Here is a 23,163-nt window from a genome sequence, read left to right on the forward strand (position 1 = left end):
GTCGGGTCGGGCTGCGCCCTTCGCCACGCGGCTTCATGCGGCACCGTCCGGATCGGCTGGACCCGCCATCAGGGACTCCTGGCGGCGCATGAATTCCTGAGTGCTGTCGAACCCGCGAAGTTCGAGCACGAAGTTGCGTACCGCCGCCTCGGTCAGCACCGCGAGGTTGCGGCCGGCCGCAACCGGCAGGATGACCTTGCGCACCGGAACGCCGAGCACGCTGGCGCGCTCTGGGCGCAGTGGCAGCCGGTCGAGCCCGGCCATCTGTTCGGCGCTCGCGCGCTGCAGTTCGACGATCAGCTTCAGGTTCTTCTTGATGCGGATCGCGGTCTCGCCGAAGATCGTGCGGATGCTGAGCATGCCCAGCCCGCGTACCTCGAGGAAGTCCTTCAGCATCGCCGGGCAGCGGCCCTCGATGATGTTGGGCGCGATGCGGTAGAGCTCGACCACGTCGTCGGCGATGAGGCCGTGGCCACGGCTGATCAGTTCGAGCGCCAGTTCGCTCTTGCCGACGCCGCTCTGCCCGGTGATCATGACCCCGACGTCCAGCACGTCGAGCAGTACGCCGTGCATCTCGGTGTATTCGGCCAGCGCGCGCGCGAGGTAGGGTCGCATGATCCACATCACCTGGATGCTGGTGAGGGGCGTCGACAGCAAGGGTACCGGCCGCGCCTCGGCCATCGCGAGGATCGGCGGCGGCACGGCCTGTCCGTCCGACACGATCACGCAGGCCAGGTCGCTCGATGCCAGTTTGTCGAGTACCTGCGCGGCGCCTTCCGGGCCCAGCTCATCGAGGTGGCGGATCTCGGTCGGGGACAGCACCTGGATCCAGTTCGGATGGATCACGTTCAGGTGGCCGATCAGCCCCTGTGCCGATGCGTTGATGCGCTCACTGTCCAGCCAGTTGGCGGGCGATGCGTGCCCGCCCGCCCAGGCGAGCTGGAGCTTCCCGCGGGTATCTTCAAACAGCTGCGTCGCGCTGACCCGTGGCATTCGGTGACCATTGGGTGAAGAGTTCGTGGACTGCAGCCGAGGAGTCAGCGCTGGCGAGACGATCGCGCATCGAGCGGTCGCCGAATAGCTGCGCCAGCTGGGCGAGGATGTCGAGGTGGAGGTCGGTGGCACGTTCCGGCACGAGCAGCGCGAAGATCAGCGAGACCGGCTGTCCGTCGGGCGCGTCGAACGGGATCGGTGACCGGGTACGCACGAAAACGCCGATGGCATCGCGCAGGCCCTTGATCCGCCCATGCGGTATGGCCACCGCCTGCCCGAGCCCGGTCGAGCCCAGCCGCTCGCGCGCGAACAGACTGTCGAACACGGTGCTGCGTGCAACCCGGTGGTGGTTTTCGGCCAGCAGACCTACCTGCTCGAAGACCCGTTTCTTGCTGCCGAGGTCGGCATCGACGAGTACGTTGGTGGCGGGCAGCAGGGCTGCGATGAGGTTGGTTTCGGTGGGCATGCTGCGAGAGTGCTCTGGAGGGAGCGGGCCCCGAGGACCCGCCAGGACCTATTCGTCGGCTTCAGGCGCAGGCGCAGCGTTGCCGCGCCGATCCTGCTGCTTTTCCTTGTGCCGGATCACGGAACGGTCGAGCTTGTCGACCAGGCTGTCGATCGCCGCGTACATGTTCTGGTCGTCACTCTCCGCGAATATCTCTTTCCCTCGAACATGGACGGTTGCCTCCACCTTCTGCTGCAGCTTTTCGACGGAGAGGATCACGTTGATGTCGATGACGTGGTCGAAGTGCCGCGTCACGCGATCGAGCTTCCCGTTCACGTAATCGCGGATGGCGGATGTGATCTCGACGTGATGTCCGGTGATCTGGATGTTCATGCGCTCTCCCTGTCGTGTAGTTGCGTCTGTCAACGCGCACGCCAGTCGGCGTGGCACGCTCCGTCAGATCGTCTTCCGCAGGTTGACCGGAAGGATCTGCAGGGACTCGCGATACTTGGCGATGGTGCGTCGCGCAACCACGATGCCCTGCTGCCCTAGGATATCCGCGATCTGGCTGTCCGACAGCGGTTTGCGCGTATCTTCCGATCCTACGAGTTGCCGGATCAGCGCCCGGATGGCCGTGGCCGAACACGAACCGCCGCTCTCGGTCGATACGTGGCTGCCGAAGAAATACTTCAGCTCGAAGATGCCGCGCGGGGTCAGCATGAATTTCTGCGTGGTGACGCGCGAAACGGTCGATTCGTGCAGGTCAAGAACCTCGGCAATTTCGCGCAGAACCAGCGGGCGCATCGCCACCTCGCCATGCTCGAAGAACTGCCGCTGGCGGTCCACGATCGCCTGCGAGACCCGCTGGATGGTGTCGAAGCGTTGTTGCACGTTCTTGATCAGCCACTTGGCCTCCTGCAACTGGCTCGCGAGCTGACTGTGCGAGGCGTCCCGGTTGCGGCGCAGGATCTCGGCGTACATCCGGTTTATGCGCAGCCTGGGCATTGCGTCCGGATTGAGCGACGACACCCACATGCCCTTGGTCTTCTTCACGACGACGTCCGGGATCACGTAACGGGTGTCTACCACCGCGAACGGCGTGCCTGGTCGCGGGTTCAGCTTGCCGATGAGTTCCTGTACGCCGCGCAGGCGGTCCTCGTCGCAGCGCAGCGCCCGCCGCAGCCGGGTGAAGTCCCGCGCGGCCAGCGCATCGAGGTGGTCGCGTACGACCAGCATCGCCTCCGTCCGGCAGGGTACCGAGGCCGGCATCGCCGCCAGCTGCAGTCCGAGGCACTCGCCGAGTGTCCGTGCACCGACGCCCACCGGATCGAAGTGCTGCAGATGCTTGAGTGCGATCTCCAGTTCCTCGATCTCGACCATCGCCTCTTCAGGCAGGATGGTCGCGATCTCGGAGAGGTCCTGCGACAGGTAGCCGTCCTCGTCGAGTGCCTCGATGAGCAGTTCGATGAGCACCTTGTCGCGCTCGGGCAACGGCGTCAGCGACAGCTGGCCGAGCAGGTGTTCGCGCAGCGTCGGGGCGCTGGCGACCTGCTGCGAGTACTCGCTGTCCTCGTCCGTGTCGCGCGCGCCGAAGCTGCCTTCGTCGGACGACCAGCTGGAGTCGGGAACACCGTCGAATTCGAAGCCGTCGCCGTGCTCGGCAGCCTGGTCGGTCGGGCGGTCGTCGCTGCGCGCTTCGGCGACCTCCGGCTCGGTCACGGTGACGCCCGGCTGCTCGCCCGCGGCAATCCCGCCCGGCAGCGGTTCCAGCGCAGGATCGCCGTCATCCTCGCGCTCGAGCAGCGGGTTCTCCTGCAGGAAGCGCTCGAGTTCCTGGTTCAGGTCGAGCGTGGACAACTGCAACAGCCGGATCGACTGCTGCAGCTGGGGCGTAAGCGTCAGGTGCTGGGACAGCCGGAGTTGCAGGGCGTTCTTCATCGCGTCCGACGATCGAGCAGGTGCCGCATGTCGCGCGGGGCCGCTGCAGGGTGGCTTTTGTGGAGGCGGGGGATTCTCGGGAGCATGGCCAGGACGGCGCTACAGCCGGAAATGCTCTCCGAGGTAGACCTTCCGAACCGATTCATTGTAGACGATTTCCTCGGGCTTGCCGGAAGCCAGCACGGTGCCATCCGTGATGATGTAGGCACGGTCGCAGATGCCCAGCGTTTCCCGCACGTTGTGGTCGGTGATCAGCACGCCGATGCCCTTTTCGCGCAGGAATCCGATGATCTTCTGGATGTCGATCACCGCGATCGGATCGACGCCGGCGAACGGCTCGTCGAGCAGGATGAAGCGCGGATCGGTGGCCAGCGCTCGGGCGATCTCGCAGCGCCGGCGCTCGCCGCCCGACAGGCTCATCGACGGGTTGCCGGCGAGGTGCGAGATATGGAGCTCTTCGAGCAGTTCGGCGAGCCGCGTCTCGACGCCGGCGGGCGACAGGTCGCGCAGCTGCAGCACCGCGCGCACGTTGTCCGCGACCGACAGGCGCCGGAAGATCGATGCCTCCTGCGGCAGATACGAGAGGCCGAGCCGCGCCCGCCGGTGCATCGGCAGCCGCGTCAGCGGCTGCTCATCGATGTGGATTTCTCCTGCATCGACCGCGACCAGGCCCACGATCATGTAGAAGCAGGTGGTCTTGCCGGCGCCGTTGGGCCCGAGCAGGCCGATCACCTCGCCGCTGCCGACTTCGAGCGAGACATCCTTCACGACCTTGCGCGACCGGTAGGACTTCTGCAGGCGCTCGACGCGCAGCATGGTCATCGGTGCGGCCCGCCATGGCAGGGGACGGTTGCAGTGTGCCTGCGCGGCGTTGCCGATGGAGTCGCCCGGGCCACCTCGGTCAGTCACTCACGCGGGTTGGCGATCGTCGGCGACGGCTTGATCTTCACCGACGGCGGCGCGGGTTCCGGTTTCCTGGCAGCTGCCCCGGATGCTCCCTGCTCCGCATCCTCCTTCGGCTTGGGCTGGATCACCGCCCGGACGCGTCCTTCGGGATTGTTGCCGGTGGCGGCGCCCTTGCCGCCGCCGACCACGCGGAACACCTCGGTCTGCATCTCGTACACCATGTAGTCGCCGCGAACTTCATCTGCGCCGCGCAGCAGCCTCGCGCGGGTGAAGAACTGTACGGTCTCCTTGCGGCCATCGTACTCGAGACGGTCTGCCCAGCCTTCGACATACTCGTCGAGGCCGTCGCGTTTCTGCCTGAAGTAAGCCTGTGCCTTTGGCCCCGCGAACGCGATGCCGTAGTTGAACCCCTGCTTGTCCTGGCGCACGATCACACGTTCTCCCCGGATGATCAGAGTGCCCTGCGTGATCTGTACATTGCCGGTGAAGACGCTCTCCTGTTTCGCGTCGTCGACCTGCACGCGGTCGGCTTCGATGTTGATCGGCTTGTCGCGATCGCCCTTCTCGGCGGCCGCTGGCTGCACCGTCAGGCACAGCAGCAGTGCGAGCAGGACCGCGCCCGCACGGCGGCCAGCGGACGGGCAGGGGGACGGCGCGTGGATTGACTGCATGGACGGGGAACGGTGTTTCGGGAGCGGTGCGTGCATCAGGGGCGGTTGTGCCGCGCCTGCCAGGTCGTGCGGACATCCCGCAGCAACTCCAGCTGCCGCGTGTTGTAATCGAATTCTAGGCCAACCGCATCGGTGCGGGACGTCGCATTCCGGATAACCACCGGGGCATCGGTTCGGGCGAAGTTCTTGTCCGGCGCGACCAGCAGGCTTTCGGTGAGCAGCACCAGTTCGCTCTGGTTGGCCACCGGCGCCCGGGTCAGGCGAACGTTTCCGGACAACTGGATCACCTGACCGTCGCCCGACATCTGCGCATGGTCGGACTGGGCGGTGACCTCCAGCCCCTGGTCCGTGAAGTGGACCAGGCTCGGCTGTTCGAGATGGCTGGCGTTGTCGTCCAGGAAATGCGTCATGCGCCGCGCCCGCAGCGTGTGCCTCAGCAGCCCCTCGGGGCTGGTCTGGCTGGCGACGAAGTTTTCGACGATGAAGTCCGGGTCATGCCGGACCTCCGCGGACCGGGGATTGGCCTGCTGCACCACTGCTTCGAGCCAGAAACTCAGCGCCGTGAGCAGTGCCACGACGAATACCGGGAAGGCAAGCGCCAGGCGATCGCTCAGCATCGTTCCGGCTCGTCGAGCAGGTCGTGCCGACCGATGCCATGCAGCAGCCGGTCGCACAGATCGCGCACCGCGCCACCCCCGCCCGGCAGCCTGGTCACCGCGTCCGCCTGCAGCTTCACCGTGGCTGGCGCATGCGGCACGGTGAACGCGATCGCGCACCGGCGCATCAGGGGCAGGTCTGCCAGGTCGTCGCCGATGCAGAGCACACGGTCGAAATCGATCGCCAGTTCATCCAGTATCGCCTGCAGGACCGGCAGTTTGTCGCCGATCCCCTGGTGCAGTCGGGTCACGCCGAGTTCGCGCGCGCGCGCCGCCACCACCGGCGAATTGCGCCCGGAGATCCAGGCCACTTCTACGCCCGCCTGTGCCATCTGCTTGATGCCATGGCCGTCGAGTACGTGGAAGGTCTTCGTCTCGACGCTCGCCGTGTCCTGCGCGGCGATGGCCAGCGTGCCGTCGGTAAGCACGCCATCCACGTCGAACACGGCTAGACGGATCTGCTTCCAGCGGTCCGCGAGCGGAACCTGCCGACCCGGTCGTTTCACACGACGCCCGCGGCGAACAGATCGTGCATGTTCAGTGCACCGACGACGCGGTTGTCGGTGTCTACCACCGGCAACTGGTTGATGCGGTGCTGCTCCATCAGGGCAACGCCTTCGACCGCGAGCGCCTGCGCGCCGATCGAGCGCGGCGTCCGGCTCATCACGCCGTCGATAGTGACGCTTCGAAGGTCGGAGACGCTGTCGATCAGGCGCCGCAGGTCGCCGTCGGTGAACACGCCCAGCAGCTTGCGCCCTTCATCGACGACGAGCGCGAACCCCATGCCCTTGCGGCTGATTTCGACGATCACCGCCGACAGCGTCGCCGTCGGCGCGACCAGCGGCAGCGCCTCCCCGGTACGCATCACGTCGGCGACATGCGTGAGCAGGCGCAGCCCCAGTTTGCCGCCTGGATGCGAACGCGCGAAATCGTCGGGGCCGAAACCGCGTGCATCGAGCAGCGCAACGGCCAGCGCATCGCCGAAGGCCAGCGCGGCTGTGGTGCTGGCTGTCGGCGCAAGCCCGAGCGGACAGGCCTCTTCCGCGACACTGGCGTCGAGCAATGCATCGGCCTCCCGCGCCAGTGCCGAGCGCGGGTTGCCGGTGATCACGATCAGGCGCGCGCCCTGCCGCCGGATGACCGGTACGATGCGCAGCAGTTCTTCGGTCTCTCCCGAGTAGGACAACGCGACCAGCACGTCGTCGCGGGTGATCATGCCGAGGTCGCCGTGCATGGCTTCGGCCGGGTGCACGAAGAATGCGGGTGTGCCGGTGCTCGCCATCGTCGACGCGATCTTGCGCGCTATATGGCCGGACTTGCCGATGCCGCTGACCACCACGCGGCCCCGGCATGCGAGCACGATGTCGAGCGCGTGCAGGAAGCCGTCGTCGATCCGGGAGGCCAGCGCTGCTACTGCGGCCGACTCGATCTCGAGCACCCGGCGCGCCAGCGCGAGGGCCTTCCCCGAGGCGCGCACGGAGCCGGCGGGCGTAGCGTGTGGAGAGGGGTCTGCGGGCATGGTGGCGTGGGCTGCGGTGGAAGCGGCGGTCGGATTCATCAGCGCCGAATGTTACCATCGAGCGACACACGGCCGGCCCGCGCAGTCGCATGGACAGTACCCTCCGTTTCGTTCTGACCCTGCTCGCTGCCGCTGTCGTGGTGGTGGTGGTCTGCCGCTCGATCAAGCTGCCGCCGCTGCTCGGTTATCTGATCGTCGGCATCGCAGTCGGGCCGAACGCGCTTGGCCTGGTGCCCGAGTCCGACGGCGTTGCCCATCTCGCCGAGTTCGGCATCGTGTTCCTGATGTTCACCATCGGCCTCGAGTTCAGCCTGCCGCGGCTGATCGCGATGCGCGGACTCGTCGTCGGGCTGGGCGGTGCACAGGTCGTGTTCACCCTGCTGGTCACCAGTGCGATCGCGGCCGGCGTCGGACTGCTGACCGGAGGCGCGATGAGCTGGCAGGCTGCGATCGTGCTGGGCTGTGCGCTGTCGATGTCCTCGACGGCCATCCTGGCCAAGTCGCTGTCCGAGCGCCTCGAGCTCAATTCGGAGCACGGACGCCGGATCATCGGCGTGCTTCTGTTCCAGGACCTGGCCGTGGTGCCGATGCTTGTGGTGATCCCGGCGCTGGCGGCACCCGCGGGCGACCTGCCGGCCAGCCTCGCGCTGGCGCTGGCCAAGGTCACGGTCACCCTGGTGCTCCTGCTCAAGCTGGGGCAGCCGCTGATGCGCCGCTGGTTCCACCTCGTCGCGCGGCAGAAATCGTCGGAACTGTTCGTGCTGAACGTGCTGCTGATCACGCTCGGCCTGGCCTACCTCACCGCGAGCATGGGTCTGTCGCTCGCCCTCGGCGCGTTCGTGGCCGGCGTGCTGATCTCCGAGACCGAGTACCGCTTCCAGGTCGAGGAGGACATCAAGCCGTTCCGGGACATCCTGCTCGGGCTGTTCTTCATCACCGTCGGCATGCTGGTCGACCTCGCGTGGATCGCGCAGCATCTGCTGCTCGTCACCGGCGTGCTGGTGGCGATACTCGCCGTCAAGGCGCTCGTGCTGCTCGGCGTGATGGCGGCCACGCGCACCGATTCCGGCGTGTCGCTGCGGGTCGCCCTCACGCTGGCGCCTGCCGGGGAGTTCGGGTTCGTGCTGCTCACGCTCGCGCGCGGGCAGGGTACTCTGGAGCCGGAGGTGATGCAGGCGGTGCTGGCCGCGATGGTCCTGTCGATGATCGCCGCGCCGTTCATCGTCGAGCACAGTGAGCATCTGGTGCGTCGCTGGCGCGGCTCCGACTGGATGAGCCGTGCGATGCAGCTCACGCAGATCGCTTCGCAGACGATCGTTGCCGACCGCCATGTGATCATCTGCGGCTACGGCCGCAGCGGGCAGAACCTGGCGAGGCTGCTCGAGGCCGAGCAGGTGCCGTTCTTCGCGCTCGACCTCGATCCGGTGCGGGTCCGCGAGGCGGCGGCAGCCGGCGAACATGTCGTGTTCGGCGACGCCGCGCGGCGCGAGGTCCTGCAGGCTGCCGGCCTGGCGCGCGCACGGGCACTGGTGATCAGCTATGCCGACGTGCACTCGGCATTGCGCATTCTCGAGGTGGTGCATGAACTGCGTCCCGGGCTGCCGGTGATCGTCCGCACCGTCGACGACACCGATATCGATCGTCTGAAGGCCGCCGGGGCGGCCGAGGTCGTGGCCGAGATCATGGAAGGCAGCCTGATGCTGGCCTCGCACGCGCTGATGGTGCTGGGCGTGCCGCTCAATCGCGTGCTCCGGCGCATCCGCAGCGCGCGCGAAGAGCGCTACGGCCTGTTCCGCGGCTTCTTCCATGGCGCCAGCGACCAGCCTGGCGAGGGTACGGACGATGTGTTCCTGCATTCGGTCGCGCTCGTGCGCGGCTCTCGTGCCATCGGCCACCGCCTGGGCGACCTCGGGCTGGAGGCGCTGCTGGCCGAGGTCAGCGCGATCCGTCGGCGCGGCGAGCGAGAATTGCATCCGGCACTCGACACCGAGCTGCGCGAGGGTGACATCATCGTGCTGCGCGGAAACGCCGCAGCGGTGGCCGCCGCGGAAATCCGGCTGGTGCAGGGCGTCTGAGGCGCCTGCTGCAACCTCGACCGGAATCGGTCAGAAGACGACGGCGCCGCCGCAGTTCGACTCTCCGTTCGTCGAGTTCCAGATGCCCGCGCCGGTCGTGTTCGCGCAGTTAGGCGCCGCAGCGGTGGCGCCAACCTGGGGCGCGGCGGCACCGTTGCCACGATACGTGGAGAACTGGAAAGACCCGGAGAATGGCCTGCCGTCGTCGATCTTGCGGTCGACCTCGGCGATGATCTCGACCGGGATCTGCGCGCCCGTCTTCAGGTTGTGGCGCTGGGCGCTGGTTGCCGACCCGTAGGCGCCATCGAACACCAGCTGGAGGAAGACGTTGTACGGGTTGTTGGGCGTGGTCGACAGCGACTCGGTCGTGTTGCAGTCGAATGTGCCGGTGATGAACCCCGCTTTCGACAGGTGTTCCCAGGCGAGTATCGACTCGAGCACCGGCGTCGCGTCGATCACGCCGTTGCCGTTGCCATTGCCGCCGCCGCACGTGGTTGTCATGTTGGCGATGTTCTGCGAGGCCTGGTTGTAGTCGCCGGGATACGCGCGGAAGCGATCCTGGAAGCCGAAGAAAGCCGCCTTGACGCCATCCTGCACGGAGATCAGGTTGCGCACACGGGCACTGGTGATCAGTTCCTGACCCTTCAGCACGCCGCCCAGCAGCAGGCCGATGATGACCAGCACGATCGCGATCTCGATCAGGGTGAAGCCACGTTGATGCGTGCGCACGAAAGTTTTCCTTTGCTGTCGCTGCTACCGGGGAGGCAGCACTATCCTGCAAAAGCCATGCCGGAGAGGTGGTCCGGTGCCGTGGCAAACGAGATCTGCAGTTTCCGTGAAGTAAGGCCTGATGGCGCCGTGCGGAAGTCCTCATACCGCTGCGATACGTCAGGGAGGGATTCCGTCAGCGCGCGCAACTGCGTTAAGCCAGCGTCTCTGAACGTCGAGATATCGACAGATGTGTCGAAGAGTCAGCGAGTCGTCGGGGGTTCGAGGCGTTCCAGCAGGAAGCGCAACTCCCTGGGGTCTGTCACCGAACCGGCCTGAAGCAGTCCGCCGAGCAGGATCTTCGCGGCCTCGATCTCTCCCGTGTCGGCCAGCAGCAGAACCGACATCTGCCTGGCCCAGCCAGGTACCGAAGGTCCGGTTGCTTGCTCGGTGATCGCCCGGGCATAGCGTATTGCCAGTGGCAGGTCGCCCAGCCGGTGACGGGCCACGATGGCTGCATGGGCGAGCCAGCGCCAGCGGCGGGACGGGTCGGCTGCGAACCGCTCGTGGATGAACGCCAGCATCGCGCGCTGGCGGGTCGGATCCGGGACCGACGCATACACATGTGCCGCCAGCAGGAAGGGATACTGGCTGTCCGGATCGAGGTCGGAGAGCATCGACAGCCAGCGCACGACCTTGCCGTAGTCGAGTTCGGCAAACGGGATGCTGATGCCGGGCTGGTTGTCGAACGACTGAAGATGCAGCGTGGCCAGTTGCGCGAGCGGCATGCGGTCGCCCAGCGCCGCCGCCCGCATCGTGGCCACCGAGGGAGGCTCCGCCAGGTCCACCGCGCGGGCCAGAGGGGCGGGCATGAGCGCATGGGTAGCCAACTGTGCGCAAAGCGCCAACGCCAGCGCCATCCGGACCGGCACCGGTACGGCCCGCCATGGGCGCTGCGCTTGATCGGGCGCAAGCTTGGATGGCCAGCGCAGCCTGTTCACAGGTCGCGCCGGTGGAAGTCGACGAGAGCCGCCGTCGAGAGAAGAGCGACGTACGCCGCGCACTGCAGTCCCATCAGCGCCAGTGCCGGGGCGGTTGGCGCCTGGTCGGCCAGCCAACTGCCCTGCGCGAAGCGTCCGAGCGCGGGCAGCAGCCATGCGAATGCGCCGAGAGCGGACTCGGCGAGCGCGCGCCACGCGCCGGGGGCGATCAGCGGTGAAGACGACACGATAAGCAGCAGCGCGTCGATCGTCCGTGCGAGCAGGTAGAAGCCTGCGGTCAGCACGGCCGCGGCCGACACACTGCCCAGGCTGAGGGTGAAAAAGAGCGCGGCGGCAACGACGATCGCCAGCTCGAACGCCAGCGACAGGCACCATGCCGCAGCCGCGGCGGGCGATGCGATCGTCGCGAGCACGGGAAGGAGCAGCAGCGCCGAAGCGAGGGCGGGCAGCAGGAAACCGGCGAGCTTGCCTAGCACCCAGGTCGCGCGGTCGAGTTCCAGCCCGAGTGCGACCTCGAAACCGCGTTCGTTCATCTCGCGGGCGAGGCTTGCAATGACATAGACTGCGAGGATGAACACCCACGCGATGCGGACTCCGCCAGCGAGAAGTGCGGCCTGGAAGCGTGCGCCCTCGGTGAGCGCCAGCGAGGCAGCGAATGCGCTCGCGGCCAGCGCACAGCCGAGCGCCGCCAGCAGCAGCCATGGCAGCGGCGACCGACAGGCCTCCAGCAGGGTGAAGCGGACCACCGCGAGCAGTCGTCGGGCCTGCCTGGCGCCATGGCTGGCGATCAGTTCCGGACTACGCGGGACGGACATTCATGGGCTGCATGCAGGTGGCTCCGGATGGACTGCGTCGGCAGACAGGCGGTCGCCCGCGCCGCGCGCTGCGACGGCTTCTAGCGTACCGCGATCGAAGCCTAGCCGCGCGCCCGGCGCCGCATCGGGTGCGCTGCCCGATGCCCGGGGCCTGCTGCCAGCGGCGCTCGCGCGCGGGAGAGGGCGTTGATCGAGCGCAGGGCTGCGTCCGGTGCCCCCCTGCTCTGGCTGGCGAACAGGCAGCCGCAATGGGTGCTGTCTATGATGCTGCTGGCGTTGCATGCGGCGCTCGCCTGGGATATCGACGCGTGGTGGGCGCGTGCGCTGTGGCTGACCCATATCGGGTTGTTCCTGATCTGGCAGCCGCTGTGGCGCGCACAGCGCCGGATCGATCCCCGCTCGGGCCTTGCGCTCGTCGCAGCCGGGGTTGGGTTTGCACTGCTGGCGACGTGGTGGCTCGCCGCGCTGTGGATCTGCGTGCTGTTTGCGCTGATCGCCGGTCAGGTGCCCGGCACGGGCGAGCCGCGCGAGCGCGCCGGCACCCTGCTTGCATCGTCGTTCCTGCTCGGCCTGCTGCTGCTGTGGGTGGTGCCGCGTCTGGGCCCGGGCGGTGCGCTTCCCGAACTGCTGACGGTGGTCGTGCAGTTCATGCTGCCGCTGGTCGCGCTTGCGGCAGGAGCGATACGTCCGCATCCGCCCGCGCCGAAACCGGCAGCGCGGCAGGTCCATGTGCCGGTGGTCATCGATCTGGTGTATTCGATGCTGCTTCTGCTGCTGGTTGCGGTGCTGGTGCTGGGCAGCCTGGTGCTCGGCTCGGTCCGCGGCGAGGCGAACCACCTGTTGACGCTTGCGCAGGCACTGATCGCCATTGCCGCGCTGCTGGTAGTCCTTTCGTGGCTATGGAACCCGCGCGGCGGATTCGGCGGCCTGAACCAGGTGATTTCAGGGCACCTGCTGTCGGTCGGGTTGCCGTTCGAGAACTGGATGCGCAGCCTTGCGCTTCTGGCCGAGCGCCAGCGCGACCCGGAGCGCTTTCTTCGGGGTGCGATAGCAGAGCTGTCGAGGTTGCCCTGGGCCGCTGGGGTGTGCTGGAAAGCGGTCGGCAGCACCGGTACCCTCGGTGTCGTGACGCGCCACCGTATCGAGCTGTCCGCGCGCGGCCTGTCGCTGGAACTGTACACGCAGATGCAGCCGACGCCCGCGCTCAACCTCCATGCCACGCTGCTGGCACAACTGCTTGGCGACTTCTATGATGCGAAACGGCGCGAGCTGCGCGAGCGCAAGCATGCGTACGAACATGCCATCCACGAGACCGGCGCGCGGCTGACCCATGACGTGAAGAACCTGCTGCAGTCGTTGCAGGTGCTGTGCGCCGCGGTGGAGTCGAGCGATGCTGCGCGCGCCGTCGAACTGCAGGCGCTGATGCGCCGGCAGTTGCCGCAGATCGCCCAGCGGCTCGAACGTACGCTCGACAAGCTCGCCCGGCCGCAAGTGCGCACGATGACCCAGGTCGACGCCGGCCAGTGGTGGCGCGCGCTGCGGCGCCGGGTCGATCAGGATGGCGTGCGCCTGTCGAGCCGCGGCGCGCTGGATGGCAGCCTGCTGCCGCTCGAACTGTTCGACTGCGCGGTGGACAACCTGCTGCAGAACTCATGGGTCAAGCGCCAGCTCGACCCGGCAGTCAGTGTGCACATCGAACTGTCCGTGCTGGACGGTGTACAGCTTTCGGTGACCGACACTGGTGCTGCGGTCGAGCCTTCCATCGCCGAGCGCCTTTTGGTGGAGCCGGTCGAATCGCGCAACGGCCTCGGGGTCGGTCTCTACCAGGCGGCCCGGCTTGCACTGGAGCACGGCTTCGAGCTGCAGTTGTCGAGCAATCAGGCTGGTGCAGTGCGATTCACGCTGAAACCTGCACGCTGACCGTTTCGGCTGCAGGCGGACCGCGAGTCCGGTCAGGGCAGCTGGCCAGCCATGACGAGCCGCGAATAGAGGATGTTCGGGGACAGCCAGGTCACGAGGTCGTCGAACTCGGCTGCGGCGGTGCCGGGTGCGCCCCGCACGCGACTGACGAACGCGCGATCGTTGTTGTTGCTGTTCGGATTCGGATTCTGCACCTCATCGGTCGACAGGCCACCCGAGGCGGCATTTGCACCCAGCGAATAGATGACGGCGACGGCGTTCTGCGACAGTACGTCGGTCGCCGAGCAGTTCGCCGCATTGCCGGCGCCAGTGATGCCGGCACCGGAACCGCAGACGCGCAGGTCGGGTGCCAGACCTGGCATGCCTGTCGCGCGCATCTGACCGGCTGTCGTGAACGCGTTGGCGTTGGCGGTGGTGACCGCATAGCGCATCCGGTTCTGGGCCAGTCCCCATGCATCGACCGCGTAGCCCTGCCCATCTACCTGCGACAGCCCGAGCGTGACCGCCGGTACGAAGCCGTTCCACGGATCGGTGCAGGCACCGCCGCCAGGTGGACTCTCGACGCCATTGGATGTCGCCGATGCCGGGCAGGGCAGGCGTCCGTTCGCCAGCGCGAAACCGATCAACGCCTCCCGGATTTCGTCCAGTTGGCGCTGGGTCTGGCTCACACGGCCCTGCTCGACCTGGCTGGCGAGCGGCACCAGCAGTCCGCCGATGATCAGCGACAGGATCAGCAGGCCGATCGCCAGTTCGACCAGCGACACACCGCGTGCCCTGGCACGAGCCTGCACCGGCCTGCCGCGAAGCGCCGTTGTCAATTGCCCCCCTGCACTGCCGTGACCGTGCCGGCTGGCACCAGGATCTGTGCCGGAACGGTGCCCGCACCCAGCGACTGTGCCGCCGACAGCGTCGGCCCCTCCAGATAGTTGGACAGCATGGACTTGTCGGCGGCGGTCGTGCGCGACTGGCTGACACCGGGAGGCCCGCCCATCATCACCGCGAACCGCGCATTGTCGACATTGCCCGATGCCGCGCGCACGCTGAGAGTACCCGCAGCACAGTCGTTCGCCGGTGGCCCCGCACAGTTCGGAGACACGATGTAGACCACGTGCTCGCGCCAGCGCTGTAGCTGGAGCCAGACCAGATCGTACTGGCCAGGCGGGACCGTGTTTCCGTTCAGGAGCGCGCTGCGCAGGCCCGACCCTACCGATGCATACGCATCCGGGGTGACCGAGCCCGGAATACGTCCGGCCAGCACGCCCGGCGCAGGCTGGCAGCCCCCCGCCGGCACGAAGCCCGGACCGACGCATTGCACGTCGTCGAACGTTGCCGGGAAGGGCAGGAACCGGTAGACATCGAAATACTGGTTCAGCGCGGCGGCAATCTCCTTCGACACCCGGCGTTCCGCGATCGCCACCAGGTCGGTGCCGGACACCGGGAGCAGGCGGTCGTTGAACGCCGGACCGGGCAGTGCGGCCGAAAACTGCAGGGTGGACGTGGCATTCACCCCGTCGAGGTAGTTGACCAGCGCATTGATCCCCAGGCCGCTGCGTGCCTGTCCCTGCATGGCTGCGCCAGGCGCGAACACGATCGCGCCGAAGGTACCGGGCAAACCATCGATCGTGAGGACTGCCGGGGTGTCCGGATTGACGAATCCGGGATTGCCGGTGACGGGACCTGCATCGCGGAAACCGGGCGACAGCGCATACCAGAGCCGTTCGCCGCTCGCGTCTCGCAGTTCCGGGATACGCAGCAGGGCCCAGGGCAGCCGCCCGATGTAGGACTGGCATCCGTTGCCGACGTACTCGACCCCGGGCAGTGCCCGCCCATCGCCGTCGATGTCCGGACAGGGTAGCGCTCCGGGACGGTTGGCATCGGTGGCCGCGAAGGCCAGGAGGGCCTCGCGCGCCGACTGCAGCACCTCTGCGTTGCGCTGATTCTGCCGGGCAATCACGGCGTCTGCATCCAGGCTGTGCACGACGTATACCGCGGTCGCGATGCCGATGAACACCACGACCGCGATCAGCGCCACGCCTGACTGCCGCCGCAGCGCGCGGAGCGCCCGGGTGGGTCTCCGTCGGTCGATCGCCGTGTCAATCGAACGGCTCACCGGGTCTGATCCCCGGCGCGAACCGGTTCGCGCGGCGGTTCGTCGAGCCTGCGCCCGAGTTCGCGCAACAGGCGCTCGACGGCTGCGTCGCGTGCCGGCTCGCGTAGCGCATCGCCGCGCGTGGCGGGCGCGGGCGGGCCATCCGAACCCGCTGAGCCCGCTCCGGGCACGTTCGCCGTTTCCGCTGGCATAGCCGCGCCCGGCGCGGCGGGTGCCGGCACCGGCTGCCGGTAGCGTTCCTGCACCCTGCCTGACTGTATGTCGACTTCCTGTCCTACCTTGATCCGGACCCGGCGGCCGTTGTCCGGCAGTCGCAGGTCAGCGCCGTCGGCGGCGTCGCCCACCGGACCGATCCTGACCGTACCGCCTGTCTGCGGCGCTGCGATCGGCGTCCGGTTCAGCCATACGGTCGCCTGTCCATCGCTGCGTCGGACGATACCGTCCACCGATAGCGACTGCGGCTGCGCTGGAGCCGGCGCACCGGGGACGGTGCGCGCCGGTTGCGCGGTCGGAAGGCGCCGCGACTCGTCGATCTGCACTCGCTGTGCGGGCGTGAGGAACAACCGGCCGAAGCTGTCCTGGGCGGCTGCAGGGCTGGCCGAGGCGCACAGCGTCACCGCCAGCGCGACCGCCGCAGTCATCTTCGACTGCCAGGCGGCCGGAGGCCGGCTGCGCAGTGCATTCATCGCGCCGCTCCCGCCGGCCTCGGCACCGAGACCCAGGACAGCTCGCAGTCGGCACGCAGGTTCGGCTGCCCGCCACCGACCGGCTCGGCGGCCAGCCGCTCGAGCGTGCATTCGTTCAGCAGGAATACGCCCGCCCGCCCGGCTGCCAGCGCGCGCAGGAATCTCATCAGGTCGCCCTCGTGCGCCAGCCGCAGTTCGATGGTCATCGGCGATTGTGCGAGCGGCGCATCGGGCATTTCCGGCAGGCGGTAGGGCGCCTGTGCGCCGATCTGATACTGAACGCCCGGCAGGCGCACCGATTCGCTGGCCATGCGCAGGCTGTCGATCCAGTTCACGCGCTGCTCCGCACCGATGAAGCCATGGCTTTCCAGCAACCTGTATTCGGGTGCGTAGCGGGTGAGCAGGTCCCGTTCCTCGCCGGAGCGCTGATAGCGCAGCCGCGCCTCCTCGAGCGCGCGCTGCTGCCGGTCTGCTGCGACGCGCCCGTCCTCGGCAATCCGGTAGGTGTACCAGCCGAGCGCACAGACCGCGACCGTCACGATCGCCAGCAGGAGCGTGGCCAGTGTGTAGGGCGATCTGCCTGCCGTACTCACGACGAGGCCTTGCGTAACTGGACCACCAGCCTGAACGTGGAACCGCCACCCTGTTCGGTGCGCTCCTGTGTGTTGCCGGACAGGCTGGCACCCGGGTTCAGGTTCAACGGCAGGCGCGCGATGACGACCGATTGCACCCTGGCGTCCTCGCGCAGTCGCTGTGCGAAGCCCTCGATGTTCGCGATGGCGGTGCGAAGGTCGCCGGAGAACCCCAGGACCTCGGCATCGATCGCGATGCTCTCGACACGCGTGCCGCTCGACTGCCCCGCCGCGGGGCGCGGAGCGCCGCTGCGCTGGGTGTCGTTGTCCGCCATCGGTTCGCCCAGGCGCCAGGTCAGGCGGCGCAGGCCGATCTCCGACTGCGCATCGAGTGCGGCCGAGACCACCGCGAACGCGCGCTCCGGCGTCCGCGTCTGCGCCGCGATCGTGCGCGCGGCGTCGACGGTCCGCTGCAGCGTCTCGAGCGGCGCGGGCGCTGCCGGGAACTGTCGCGTGACGGCGACGTACTGTGCCTGCCAGCGCAGCGTTTCGGTCTGCCGCGCCTCGGCCTGCGCGGTGGACTGGTTCTGCTGCCATACGTTGGCGAGCGAGAACGCGATGCCCAGTACGCCGATCGCCCCGGTTGCCGCATGGAGCCAGCGCTGGGTCGACAGGACCCGGAACCGGCGCATCGATGGCGCAGGTGCCAGGTTGGCGGACGGGGAACGCAGGCCGAGCAGCGCAAGCGCGAGCGCGTCCGGGGTGTCCGCCAGCATTTGCGCCGACAGCGGCAGCTTCCGCACGAGGGTTGCCGCGCCGATGCGCACGCAGTGGATGTTGTTGCCCTGCCGTTCGAGCGCAGTGGCCGCCGCCTGGAGGCTGTCATCGATGTCGACCAGCGTGACCGACAGGGGATCGTCGCGTCCTCGCAGCTTCAGGGCCTCGAGGTAGAGCCGGGTATTGCCCACCTCCTCGACCAGCATGTCTATGCCACCGTGATCGGCTGCGCTGCGTGCCAGTGGCGTGAGGCGGCTGACCCGCAGTTGACCGTCCTCGATGAAGGTCTGGCGCAGGCCGCTGGCGGTTGCGGTGATCACCAGCGTCGGCGCGCGGTCGATGCCGAGCCGTTCGGCGAGCGAGGTCATCACCAGCGGCAGCAGGTAGAGGCCGGCGAATGCGATCCCTGCCTGCTCGATCACTTCCGCCCAGGGCGCGAACAGATCTGCGTTCGTCAGGGCGGCGAACAGGTAGCGATCATCGCGCCTCTGGTCTGCCTGGCGCCCCTGCCGAACCGCTGCGTGGTACGGCGAAGTCCGGTACAGCTGACGCAGCCTGCGCTGGACCATCGCCGTTCGTTCACTGCCGCCGACATGCGGCAGCAGTTCGGCGCGGTAATCTTCTTCGACTGCATCGACCAGCGCCTGGATCGACAGCCGGCGATCGGCCGCGAGGGCGATGCCCAGGCGCCGCAGCCCATCCTCGTCGCTGGCGAAGGTTTCGCAACCGACCAGCCGGTTGCCGCGCCAGTGGCCGAGCGTGGCCTGGGCCGAGCCGACGCAGAGCAGCAGCCGCTCGCCGATCGCCATGTCAGCGCCCCCCCGTGCGCACGCCCGCTCGGCAAGCACCAGCTGGCCGGACCCGAACGATTGCATCGATGGTCGAGGGAAGGGAGGTCACAGCTTCAGTTTGCCCAGGATGTCGTACACCGGCGACAGCACCGCCCACATGATCAGCAGCAGCGACATGCCGAGCACGAAGATCAGTGCCGGCTCGAGGAGCTTGAGTCCGCGTTCGATCGATTCGCGCACGTCCCGATTGTAGAAGTACGTGACGTTGGCAAGGGCGGTGTCGAGCGCTCCGGTCGTCTCGCCCACCCGCAGCATCCGGATCACGAGTGGCGGGAAGGTGCCCAGGTCGCGAAAGGCATCGGTCAGGCTGATCCCCGCATTGATCTGGCTGCCTGCACGCGCGATCGATTGGCTGATCACACGGTTGTCGACGATCGCCTCGCTCGTGCGAAGCGCTTCGAGGATGGTGATGCCCGATCGGTAGAGGAGCGCGAACACGTTGGCGAAGCGCGCCATGATCACCTTCTGCAGCAGCGGCCCGGTGACCGGTATGCGCAGCTTCACATGATCCCATGCCAGGCGCGCGCGGTCGCTCGTGCGCACCAGCGACACGGCCACCACCGCCGCGACGATCGGCCCTGCGAGGAGCAGGGGCCAGTAGCCGCGCACCACCTCCGAGACGCCGATCATCAGCCTGGTCTGCAGCGGCAGTGCGATACCCATCGTGCGCAGCAGTCCGGTCACCTGGGGTACGAGATAGGTGAACAGGAAGGCCATTACCGCCAGCACCACCAGCAGCACCACGCTCGGGTAGACCAGCAGGCGCCGGGTCTGAGCGCTCAGTTCGTCCTGCATGCGCAGCGTCGTGCCGAGGTTCTCGAGCACCTCGGTCATCTGCCCCGACTGCTCGCCTGCGCGGACCAGGCTCACGAATACGTTGTTGAATATGGACGGGTGCTGTCCGAGGCATTGCGACAGCGTTCGCCCGCCCTCCATGTCCTCGACCACCGAGGTGAGGATCTCGCGCAGGCGCGGGTTGTCGATGCCGTCGCGCAGGTCGCGCAGGCCGTCGAGCATCGGGATGCCGGCTCGGCTGATCTGCTCGAGGTCGAACACCAGGTTGATCACGTCCTGGCGTTTCACCGAACCCAGCGCGTGGATGCTGCGCGGCTCGATCGCCCGGAACGAGATCATGTCGAGCCCCATCCGGCGCAGCCGCAGCTCCAGGTCGACGTCGTTCATCGCGTCGAGGGTGCCGCGTGCGGTACGCCCGGTACGGTCGACCGCCTTGTACTGGAAGGTTGCCATCGCTGGGTGGTGTCTCGCCAGTCCGGTCCGGCGCCGCCTGCGTCAGCTGTAGCGGCCGGTCAGATCGACCGTGCGCGCCACTTCGACCAGACTGGTGGTGCCGTCGACCACGCGTTCGATTGCCTCGTCGGCGAGCGGCCGGAAGTCGCGCGCCATCGCAGTGTTGCGCAGCTCGCGCAGCGTCGCGCGGCGGGCGACCAGTTCGTCGATCTCGCCATCCATCACCAGGATCTCCATGATGGCGGTACGGCCGCGGTAACCCTTGCCGTTGCAGTGGTTGCAGCCGACAGGCCGGTACAGCTGTTCCACCGGCCGGGCGATCAGGCGCAGTTCCTCCGGCGTGGGCACGTACAGTTCGCGGCATTCCTTGCAGAGCACCCGCACCAGCCGTTGCGCGACCACGCCGGTGATGTTGCCCGCCATGATGTCGGGCGGTATGCCTATGTCGAACAGGCGCGGGAACGCGCCGAGTGCCGAGTTCGTGTGCAGCGTGGTGAATACCTGATGGCCGGTCATCGCCGCGCGGAACGCCATCTCGGCGGTTTCGTGGTCGCGAACCTCGCCGACGAGGATGATGTCCGGATCCTGGCGCATGATCGAGCGGATGCCGTTCGCGAATTCCATCTTCGCGCTTTCGTTGACCGATGTCTGGCGCATCAGGGTCACCGGATATTCGACCGGATCCTCGAGAGTCATGATGTTGACCGTCTCGTCGTTGACCTGCGACAGCAGCGAGTACAGCGTGGTCGTCTTGCCGCTGCCTGTCGGGCCGGTGACGATAAGGATGCCCTCAGGTCTGGCCAGCATCAGCAGCAGCTTCTCGCGCTGGCGGTCGGTCAGGTCCATCCGGTCGAGGCTGATGATCGACTTCTCGCGGTCGAGCACACGCAGCACGATGTTCTCGCCGTGGATGGTCGGCTGCGTCGACACGCGGAAATCGATCGTGCGTCCGGACAGGTTCATCGACACGCGGCCGTCCTGTGGCGCACGCGTCTCGGCGATGTTCATGCCGCTCATCACCTTCACGCGCACCGCGATGCCCGGCCAGTAGGTCTTGTGCAGGCTGCGGATCGTCTCGAGCACGCCGTCGATCCGGTAGCGGATGCGCAGGAACGCCTGCTCGGGCTCGAAGTGGATGTCCGACGCACCGCGCTTCACCGCATCGATCAGCAGTGCACCGACCAGCCGCACCACCGGCTGCGTGTACTCGCCCTCGGCCACCTGCAGGCTCTGGTAGTCGATCTCGCCGGTCTCGATCTCTTCGAGGATGCCGTCCACCGACAGATTGAAGCCGTAGAACTTGTCGATCGATTCCTCGATCTGCGCTTCGGTCGCGAGCAGCGTGTGGATCTCGACCCGACCACCGAGGTTGGCACGCAACTGGTCGAGTACGACCACCTTGAACACGTCGGTGGTGGCAAGGGTCAGCAGGTTCTTCTGTGCTTCGTAGGCGATCGGCAGCACCCGGTTGCGTCGGGCGAACTCCTCGGGCACCAGGCTGAGCGCTTCGGCATCGACCACCACCTGGGCGAGGTCGATGCTCTCCTGGCCGATCCGGCGCGCCATCGCGTCGCGGATCACGTCCTCGGACACGAACCCCAACTGCACCAGCAGCCGGCCGATCGGGATGTTCTGGCGCTTCTGCTCGGTCAGCACGATACGCAACTGGTCGACCGACAGCAGTCCCTGCTGCACCAGCAGTTCTCCGAGGCGGAGCTTCCTGCGCGGATCCGTCACGTTCAGGGTACTCCGTGCGTTGCTTCGAGCAATGCCGCCCGCTTGCGTGCCGCGGCCACATCGAAGTTGGGGCTTGGCCCGGCCTCCGCCAGCCGGATCGCGGTGCGCAGGTAGGTGATCGCCAGACGTGGCTGGGAGATCCGTTCCAGGCCGATCGCCAGGTTGAACGCATAGTCTGCATTGCCGGGCTGCAGGTGGTATGCCTGGAACCAGGCCTGCTGTGCCTGGGTCCAGCGGTTCTGGTCGGCGTACAGATTGCCGAGCGTGAAGTACAGGAACGGGGAGGGTTCGCGGCCGATCAGCGTTCTCAGCTGCGACTCCGCCGCGATCGGATCGGCCCTGCCGAGCTGCCCGATCAACCCGGCCTGCGCATGCGCGTTGCGCGGCTCGAGCTCGAGCACGCGCAGCCATAGCCGGTTCGCCGCTTCGGGCTGGTTGCCCAGCTGCGCTACCGCGGCGAGCCCGAGCAGCGCGTCGACGTTGCGCGGCTCGCTGCTCGCCACCTGGCTGTAGAGCCGCTGGGCGGATTCGATCCGCCCTGCCTGCAGGTGGTCGAACGCATCCGCAAGCACGGGATTCACCGGTGAGGCGCTGCTGCCGCGGGTGACCTGGATCGCGTTACCGGCCTGTGTCGGCGTCGCCGCCCTTGCGGTGGCCGTCTCCGGCGCGGGCGCTGGCGATGCCGCGGGTGATGCGGCTGCGGCTACCGTTGCTGCCGGAGGGGATGGCGGGACCGTCGGTCCGGATGTCCGTGCCGTCGGCGATGGCGCCGCACGGACGGTTGCAGCTGCAGGCGCTGCCGGTGCCGGAGATGGGCTGGTCGCCCCGCTGGCAGGAGTGGCGCCGGCTGGCGGATTGAGCAGCGGGGACGCCGCAAGCGTAGCCGGCATGTCGGCAGGCGTTACCGGCACCGGCAACGCTGCGGGCCCGGGCAGGGTGCCCTGCTGCGGCGGCAGTGTCCCGGCAGCCGGAACGCTGCCGACCGCCACGGCCCCGGCGGTCGCGGCGTCCGGCGCGGCCGCCGTCGACTGCGGCGACCGGTTCCCTGCAGGAGCCGACAGCACAGGCTGCTGGAATCCGCGCTGCAAAAGGCCAGGGTAGGAAATCTGAATGTAGAAGTAGGCGAACAGCAAAGCCCCGGCGACGAGGCCGCTGGCGATGATCCATTGCAGCGGGGTGATCCTCGAAAGCATGCCGGTCTGCGCTGCACCGGCGCCGGCAGCCAGGACCGACTCCGCGCGGGCCGGGGACGCTTCGATCCGGCCCGCGCCGCGCCGCCGGTTACGATCGGCACCCTCGGCGTCGGGCGTGGCTTCGACTTGCTGGAGGTCGCCGCTCCAGCGCGGTGCGCTGCGTTGGTCCTGCCTGGCTGATGTCGCAGCCACGGCCGCGTCGGCCCCCGGCGGCCGGTGCGTGCGCGGGTTGCCGACGACATGCTCCGGCGTCCGGGGCACCTCGTCGACAGCCAGACTTGTCTGATCTGTCTGAGCTGCCGGCCCGCCGATCGGCTCCAGGCTCAGCTCTGCCGCAGTGGT

22 protein-coding genes are annotated in these 23,163 nt (G+C 67.8%); 2 read left to right on the forward strand and 20 right to left on the reverse strand.

The features are described from left to right. Positions 1-33: 33 nt before the first annotated feature. The 9 genes from ING98_11740 to ING98_11780 form a co-directional block, all read right to left on the reverse strand. Entirely contained in the window at positions 34-993 is a 960-nt protein-coding gene (locus ING98_11740; GenBank protein MCA3102539.1) for an HPr kinase/phosphorylase, read from the reverse strand. Continuing rightward, positions 962-1,459, reverse strand: a complete 498-nt coding sequence (locus ING98_11745; GenBank protein ID MCA3102540.1) for a PTS sugar transporter subunit IIA — start codon at positions 1,457-1,459, stop codon at positions 962-964. Before ING98_11745 ends, ING98_11740 begins: the two co-directional genes overlap by 32 nt. Before the next feature lie 48 nt (positions 1,460-1,507). Continuing rightward, positions 1,508-1,831, reverse strand: a complete 324-nt coding sequence (gene raiA / locus ING98_11750) for a ribosome-associated translation inhibitor RaiA (GenBank protein MCA3102541.1) — start codon at positions 1,829-1,831, stop codon at positions 1,508-1,510. Positions 1,832-1,894: 63 nt separating this feature from the next. Then, positions 1,895-3,376, reverse strand: coding sequence for an RNA polymerase factor sigma-54 (locus ING98_11755; GenBank protein MCA3102542.1), 1,482 nt, complete (start codon positions 3,374-3,376; stop codon positions 1,895-1,897). Between the two features lie 99 nt (positions 3,377-3,475). Then, positions 3,476-4,198 (reverse strand): LPS export ABC transporter ATP-binding protein, encoded by a 723-nt coding sequence (lptB, locus tag ING98_11760; protein MCA3102543.1) that lies wholly within the window; start codon positions 4,196-4,198, stop codon positions 3,476-3,478. Positions 4,199-4,281: 83 nt separating this feature from the next. Next, positions 4,282-4,953: a lipopolysaccharide transport periplasmic protein LptA gene (gene lptA / locus ING98_11765; protein ID MCA3102544.1), complete on the reverse strand. Its 672-nt coding sequence runs from the start codon at positions 4,951-4,953 to the stop codon at positions 4,282-4,284. A gap of 35 nt (positions 4,954-4,988) precedes the next feature. Beyond that, positions 4,989-5,528 carry an LPS export ABC transporter periplasmic protein LptC gene (gene lptC, locus ING98_11770; protein MCA3102545.1) on the reverse strand — a complete coding sequence of 180 codons (540 nt, stop codon included), beginning with the start codon at positions 5,526-5,528 and terminating at the stop codon, positions 4,989-4,991. 35 nt (positions 5,529-5,563) lie between these two features. Then, the gene (locus ING98_11775) at positions 5,564-6,115 is read right to left on the reverse strand and encodes an HAD hydrolase family protein (GenBank protein ID MCA3102546.1); all 552 of its coding nucleotides are present in this window, start codon (positions 6,113-6,115) and stop codon (positions 5,564-5,566) included. Continuing rightward, positions 6,112-7,128, reverse strand: a complete 1,017-nt coding sequence (locus tag ING98_11780) for a KpsF/GutQ family sugar-phosphate isomerase (protein ID MCA3102547.1) — start codon at positions 7,126-7,128, stop codon at positions 6,112-6,114. The genes ING98_11775 and ING98_11780 overlap by 4 nt, the downstream gene beginning before the upstream one ends. 89 nt (positions 7,129-7,217) lie before the next feature. Between ING98_11780 and ING98_11785 the strand changes: the two genes are divergently transcribed. Further along, positions 7,218-9,203, forward strand: a complete 1,986-nt coding sequence (locus tag ING98_11785; protein MCA3102548.1) for a cation:proton antiporter — start codon at positions 7,218-7,220, stop codon at positions 9,201-9,203. 30 nt (positions 9,204-9,233) lie between these two features. On the opposite strand, the gene ING98_11790 is transcribed toward ING98_11785, so the two are convergent. The 3 genes from ING98_11790 to ING98_11800 form a co-directional block, all read right to left on the reverse strand. Then, entirely contained in the window at positions 9,234-9,932 is a 699-nt protein-coding gene (locus ING98_11790; protein ID MCA3102549.1) for a prepilin-type N-terminal cleavage/methylation domain-containing protein, read from the reverse strand. Between the two features lie 242 nt (positions 9,933-10,174). Then, on the reverse strand, positions 10,175-10,831 hold the full coding sequence (locus ING98_11795; GenBank protein ID MCA3102550.1) for a hypothetical protein: 657 nt from the start codon (positions 10,829-10,831) through the stop codon (positions 10,175-10,177). A 77-nt stretch (positions 10,832-10,908) separates the two neighbouring features. Further along, positions 10,909-11,727 carry an ABC transporter permease gene (locus ING98_11800; protein MCA3102551.1) on the reverse strand — a complete coding sequence of 273 codons (819 nt, stop codon included), beginning with the start codon at positions 11,725-11,727 and terminating at the stop codon, positions 10,909-10,911. A 186-nt stretch (positions 11,728-11,913) separates the two neighbouring features. On the opposite strand from ING98_11800, the gene ING98_11805 reads away from it, so the two are divergent. Further along, the gene (locus ING98_11805) at positions 11,914-13,647 is read left to right on the forward strand and encodes a HAMP domain-containing histidine kinase (GenBank protein MCA3102552.1); all 1,734 of its coding nucleotides are present in this window, start codon (positions 11,914-11,916) and stop codon (positions 13,645-13,647) included. A 32-nt stretch (positions 13,648-13,679) separates the two neighbouring features. Here ING98_11805 and ING98_11810 read toward each other — a convergent pair whose 3' ends face one another. The 8 genes from ING98_11810 to ING98_11845 are packed head-to-tail and all read right to left on the reverse strand — an operon-like array spanning position 13,680 to position 23,082. Continuing rightward, on the reverse strand, positions 13,680-14,438 hold the full coding sequence (locus ING98_11810; GenBank protein ID MCA3102553.1) for a prepilin-type cleavage/methylation domain-containing protein: 759 nt from the start codon (positions 14,436-14,438) through the stop codon (positions 13,680-13,682). 23 nt (positions 14,439-14,461) lie between these two features. Then, a complete protein-coding gene (locus ING98_11815) occupies positions 14,462-15,757 on the reverse strand; it encodes a hypothetical protein (protein MCA3102554.1) in 1,296 nt (431 codons plus the stop codon). Further along, positions 15,754-16,443: a hypothetical protein gene (locus tag ING98_11820; protein ID MCA3102555.1), complete on the reverse strand. Its 690-nt coding sequence runs from the start codon at positions 16,441-16,443 to the stop codon at positions 15,754-15,756. The genes ING98_11815 and ING98_11820 overlap by 4 nt, the downstream gene beginning before the upstream one ends. Further along, on the reverse strand, positions 16,440-17,036 hold the full coding sequence (locus ING98_11825) for a hypothetical protein (protein MCA3102556.1): 597 nt from the start codon (positions 17,034-17,036) through the stop codon (positions 16,440-16,442). Before ING98_11825 ends, ING98_11820 begins: the two co-directional genes overlap by 4 nt. Further along, a complete protein-coding gene (locus ING98_11830; protein ID MCA3102557.1) occupies positions 17,033-18,667 on the reverse strand; it encodes a hypothetical protein in 1,635 nt (544 codons plus the stop codon). The genes ING98_11825 and ING98_11830 overlap by 4 nt, the downstream gene beginning before the upstream one ends. Positions 18,668-18,688: 21 nt before the next feature. Next, positions 18,689-19,891: a type II secretion system F family protein gene (locus ING98_11835; GenBank protein ID MCA3102558.1), complete on the reverse strand. Its 1,203-nt coding sequence runs from the start codon at positions 19,889-19,891 to the stop codon at positions 18,689-18,691. Between the two features lie 42 nt (positions 19,892-19,933). Next, positions 19,934-21,628 (reverse strand): Flp pilus assembly complex ATPase component TadA, encoded by a 1,695-nt coding sequence (gene tadA / locus ING98_11840; GenBank protein ID MCA3102559.1) that lies wholly within the window; start codon positions 21,626-21,628, stop codon positions 19,934-19,936. A gap of 2 nt (positions 21,629-21,630) precedes the next feature. After that, complete coding sequence (locus ING98_11845) at positions 21,631-23,082, reverse strand: hypothetical protein (protein ID MCA3102560.1); 1,452 nt, start codon at positions 23,080-23,082, stop codon at positions 21,631-21,633. Positions 23,083-23,163 lie beyond the last annotated feature (81 nt).

The organism is Rhodocyclaceae bacterium (assembly GCA_020248265.1).
Taxonomy (GTDB): Bacteria; Pseudomonadota; Gammaproteobacteria; order Burkholderiales; family CAIKXV01; genus CAIKXV01.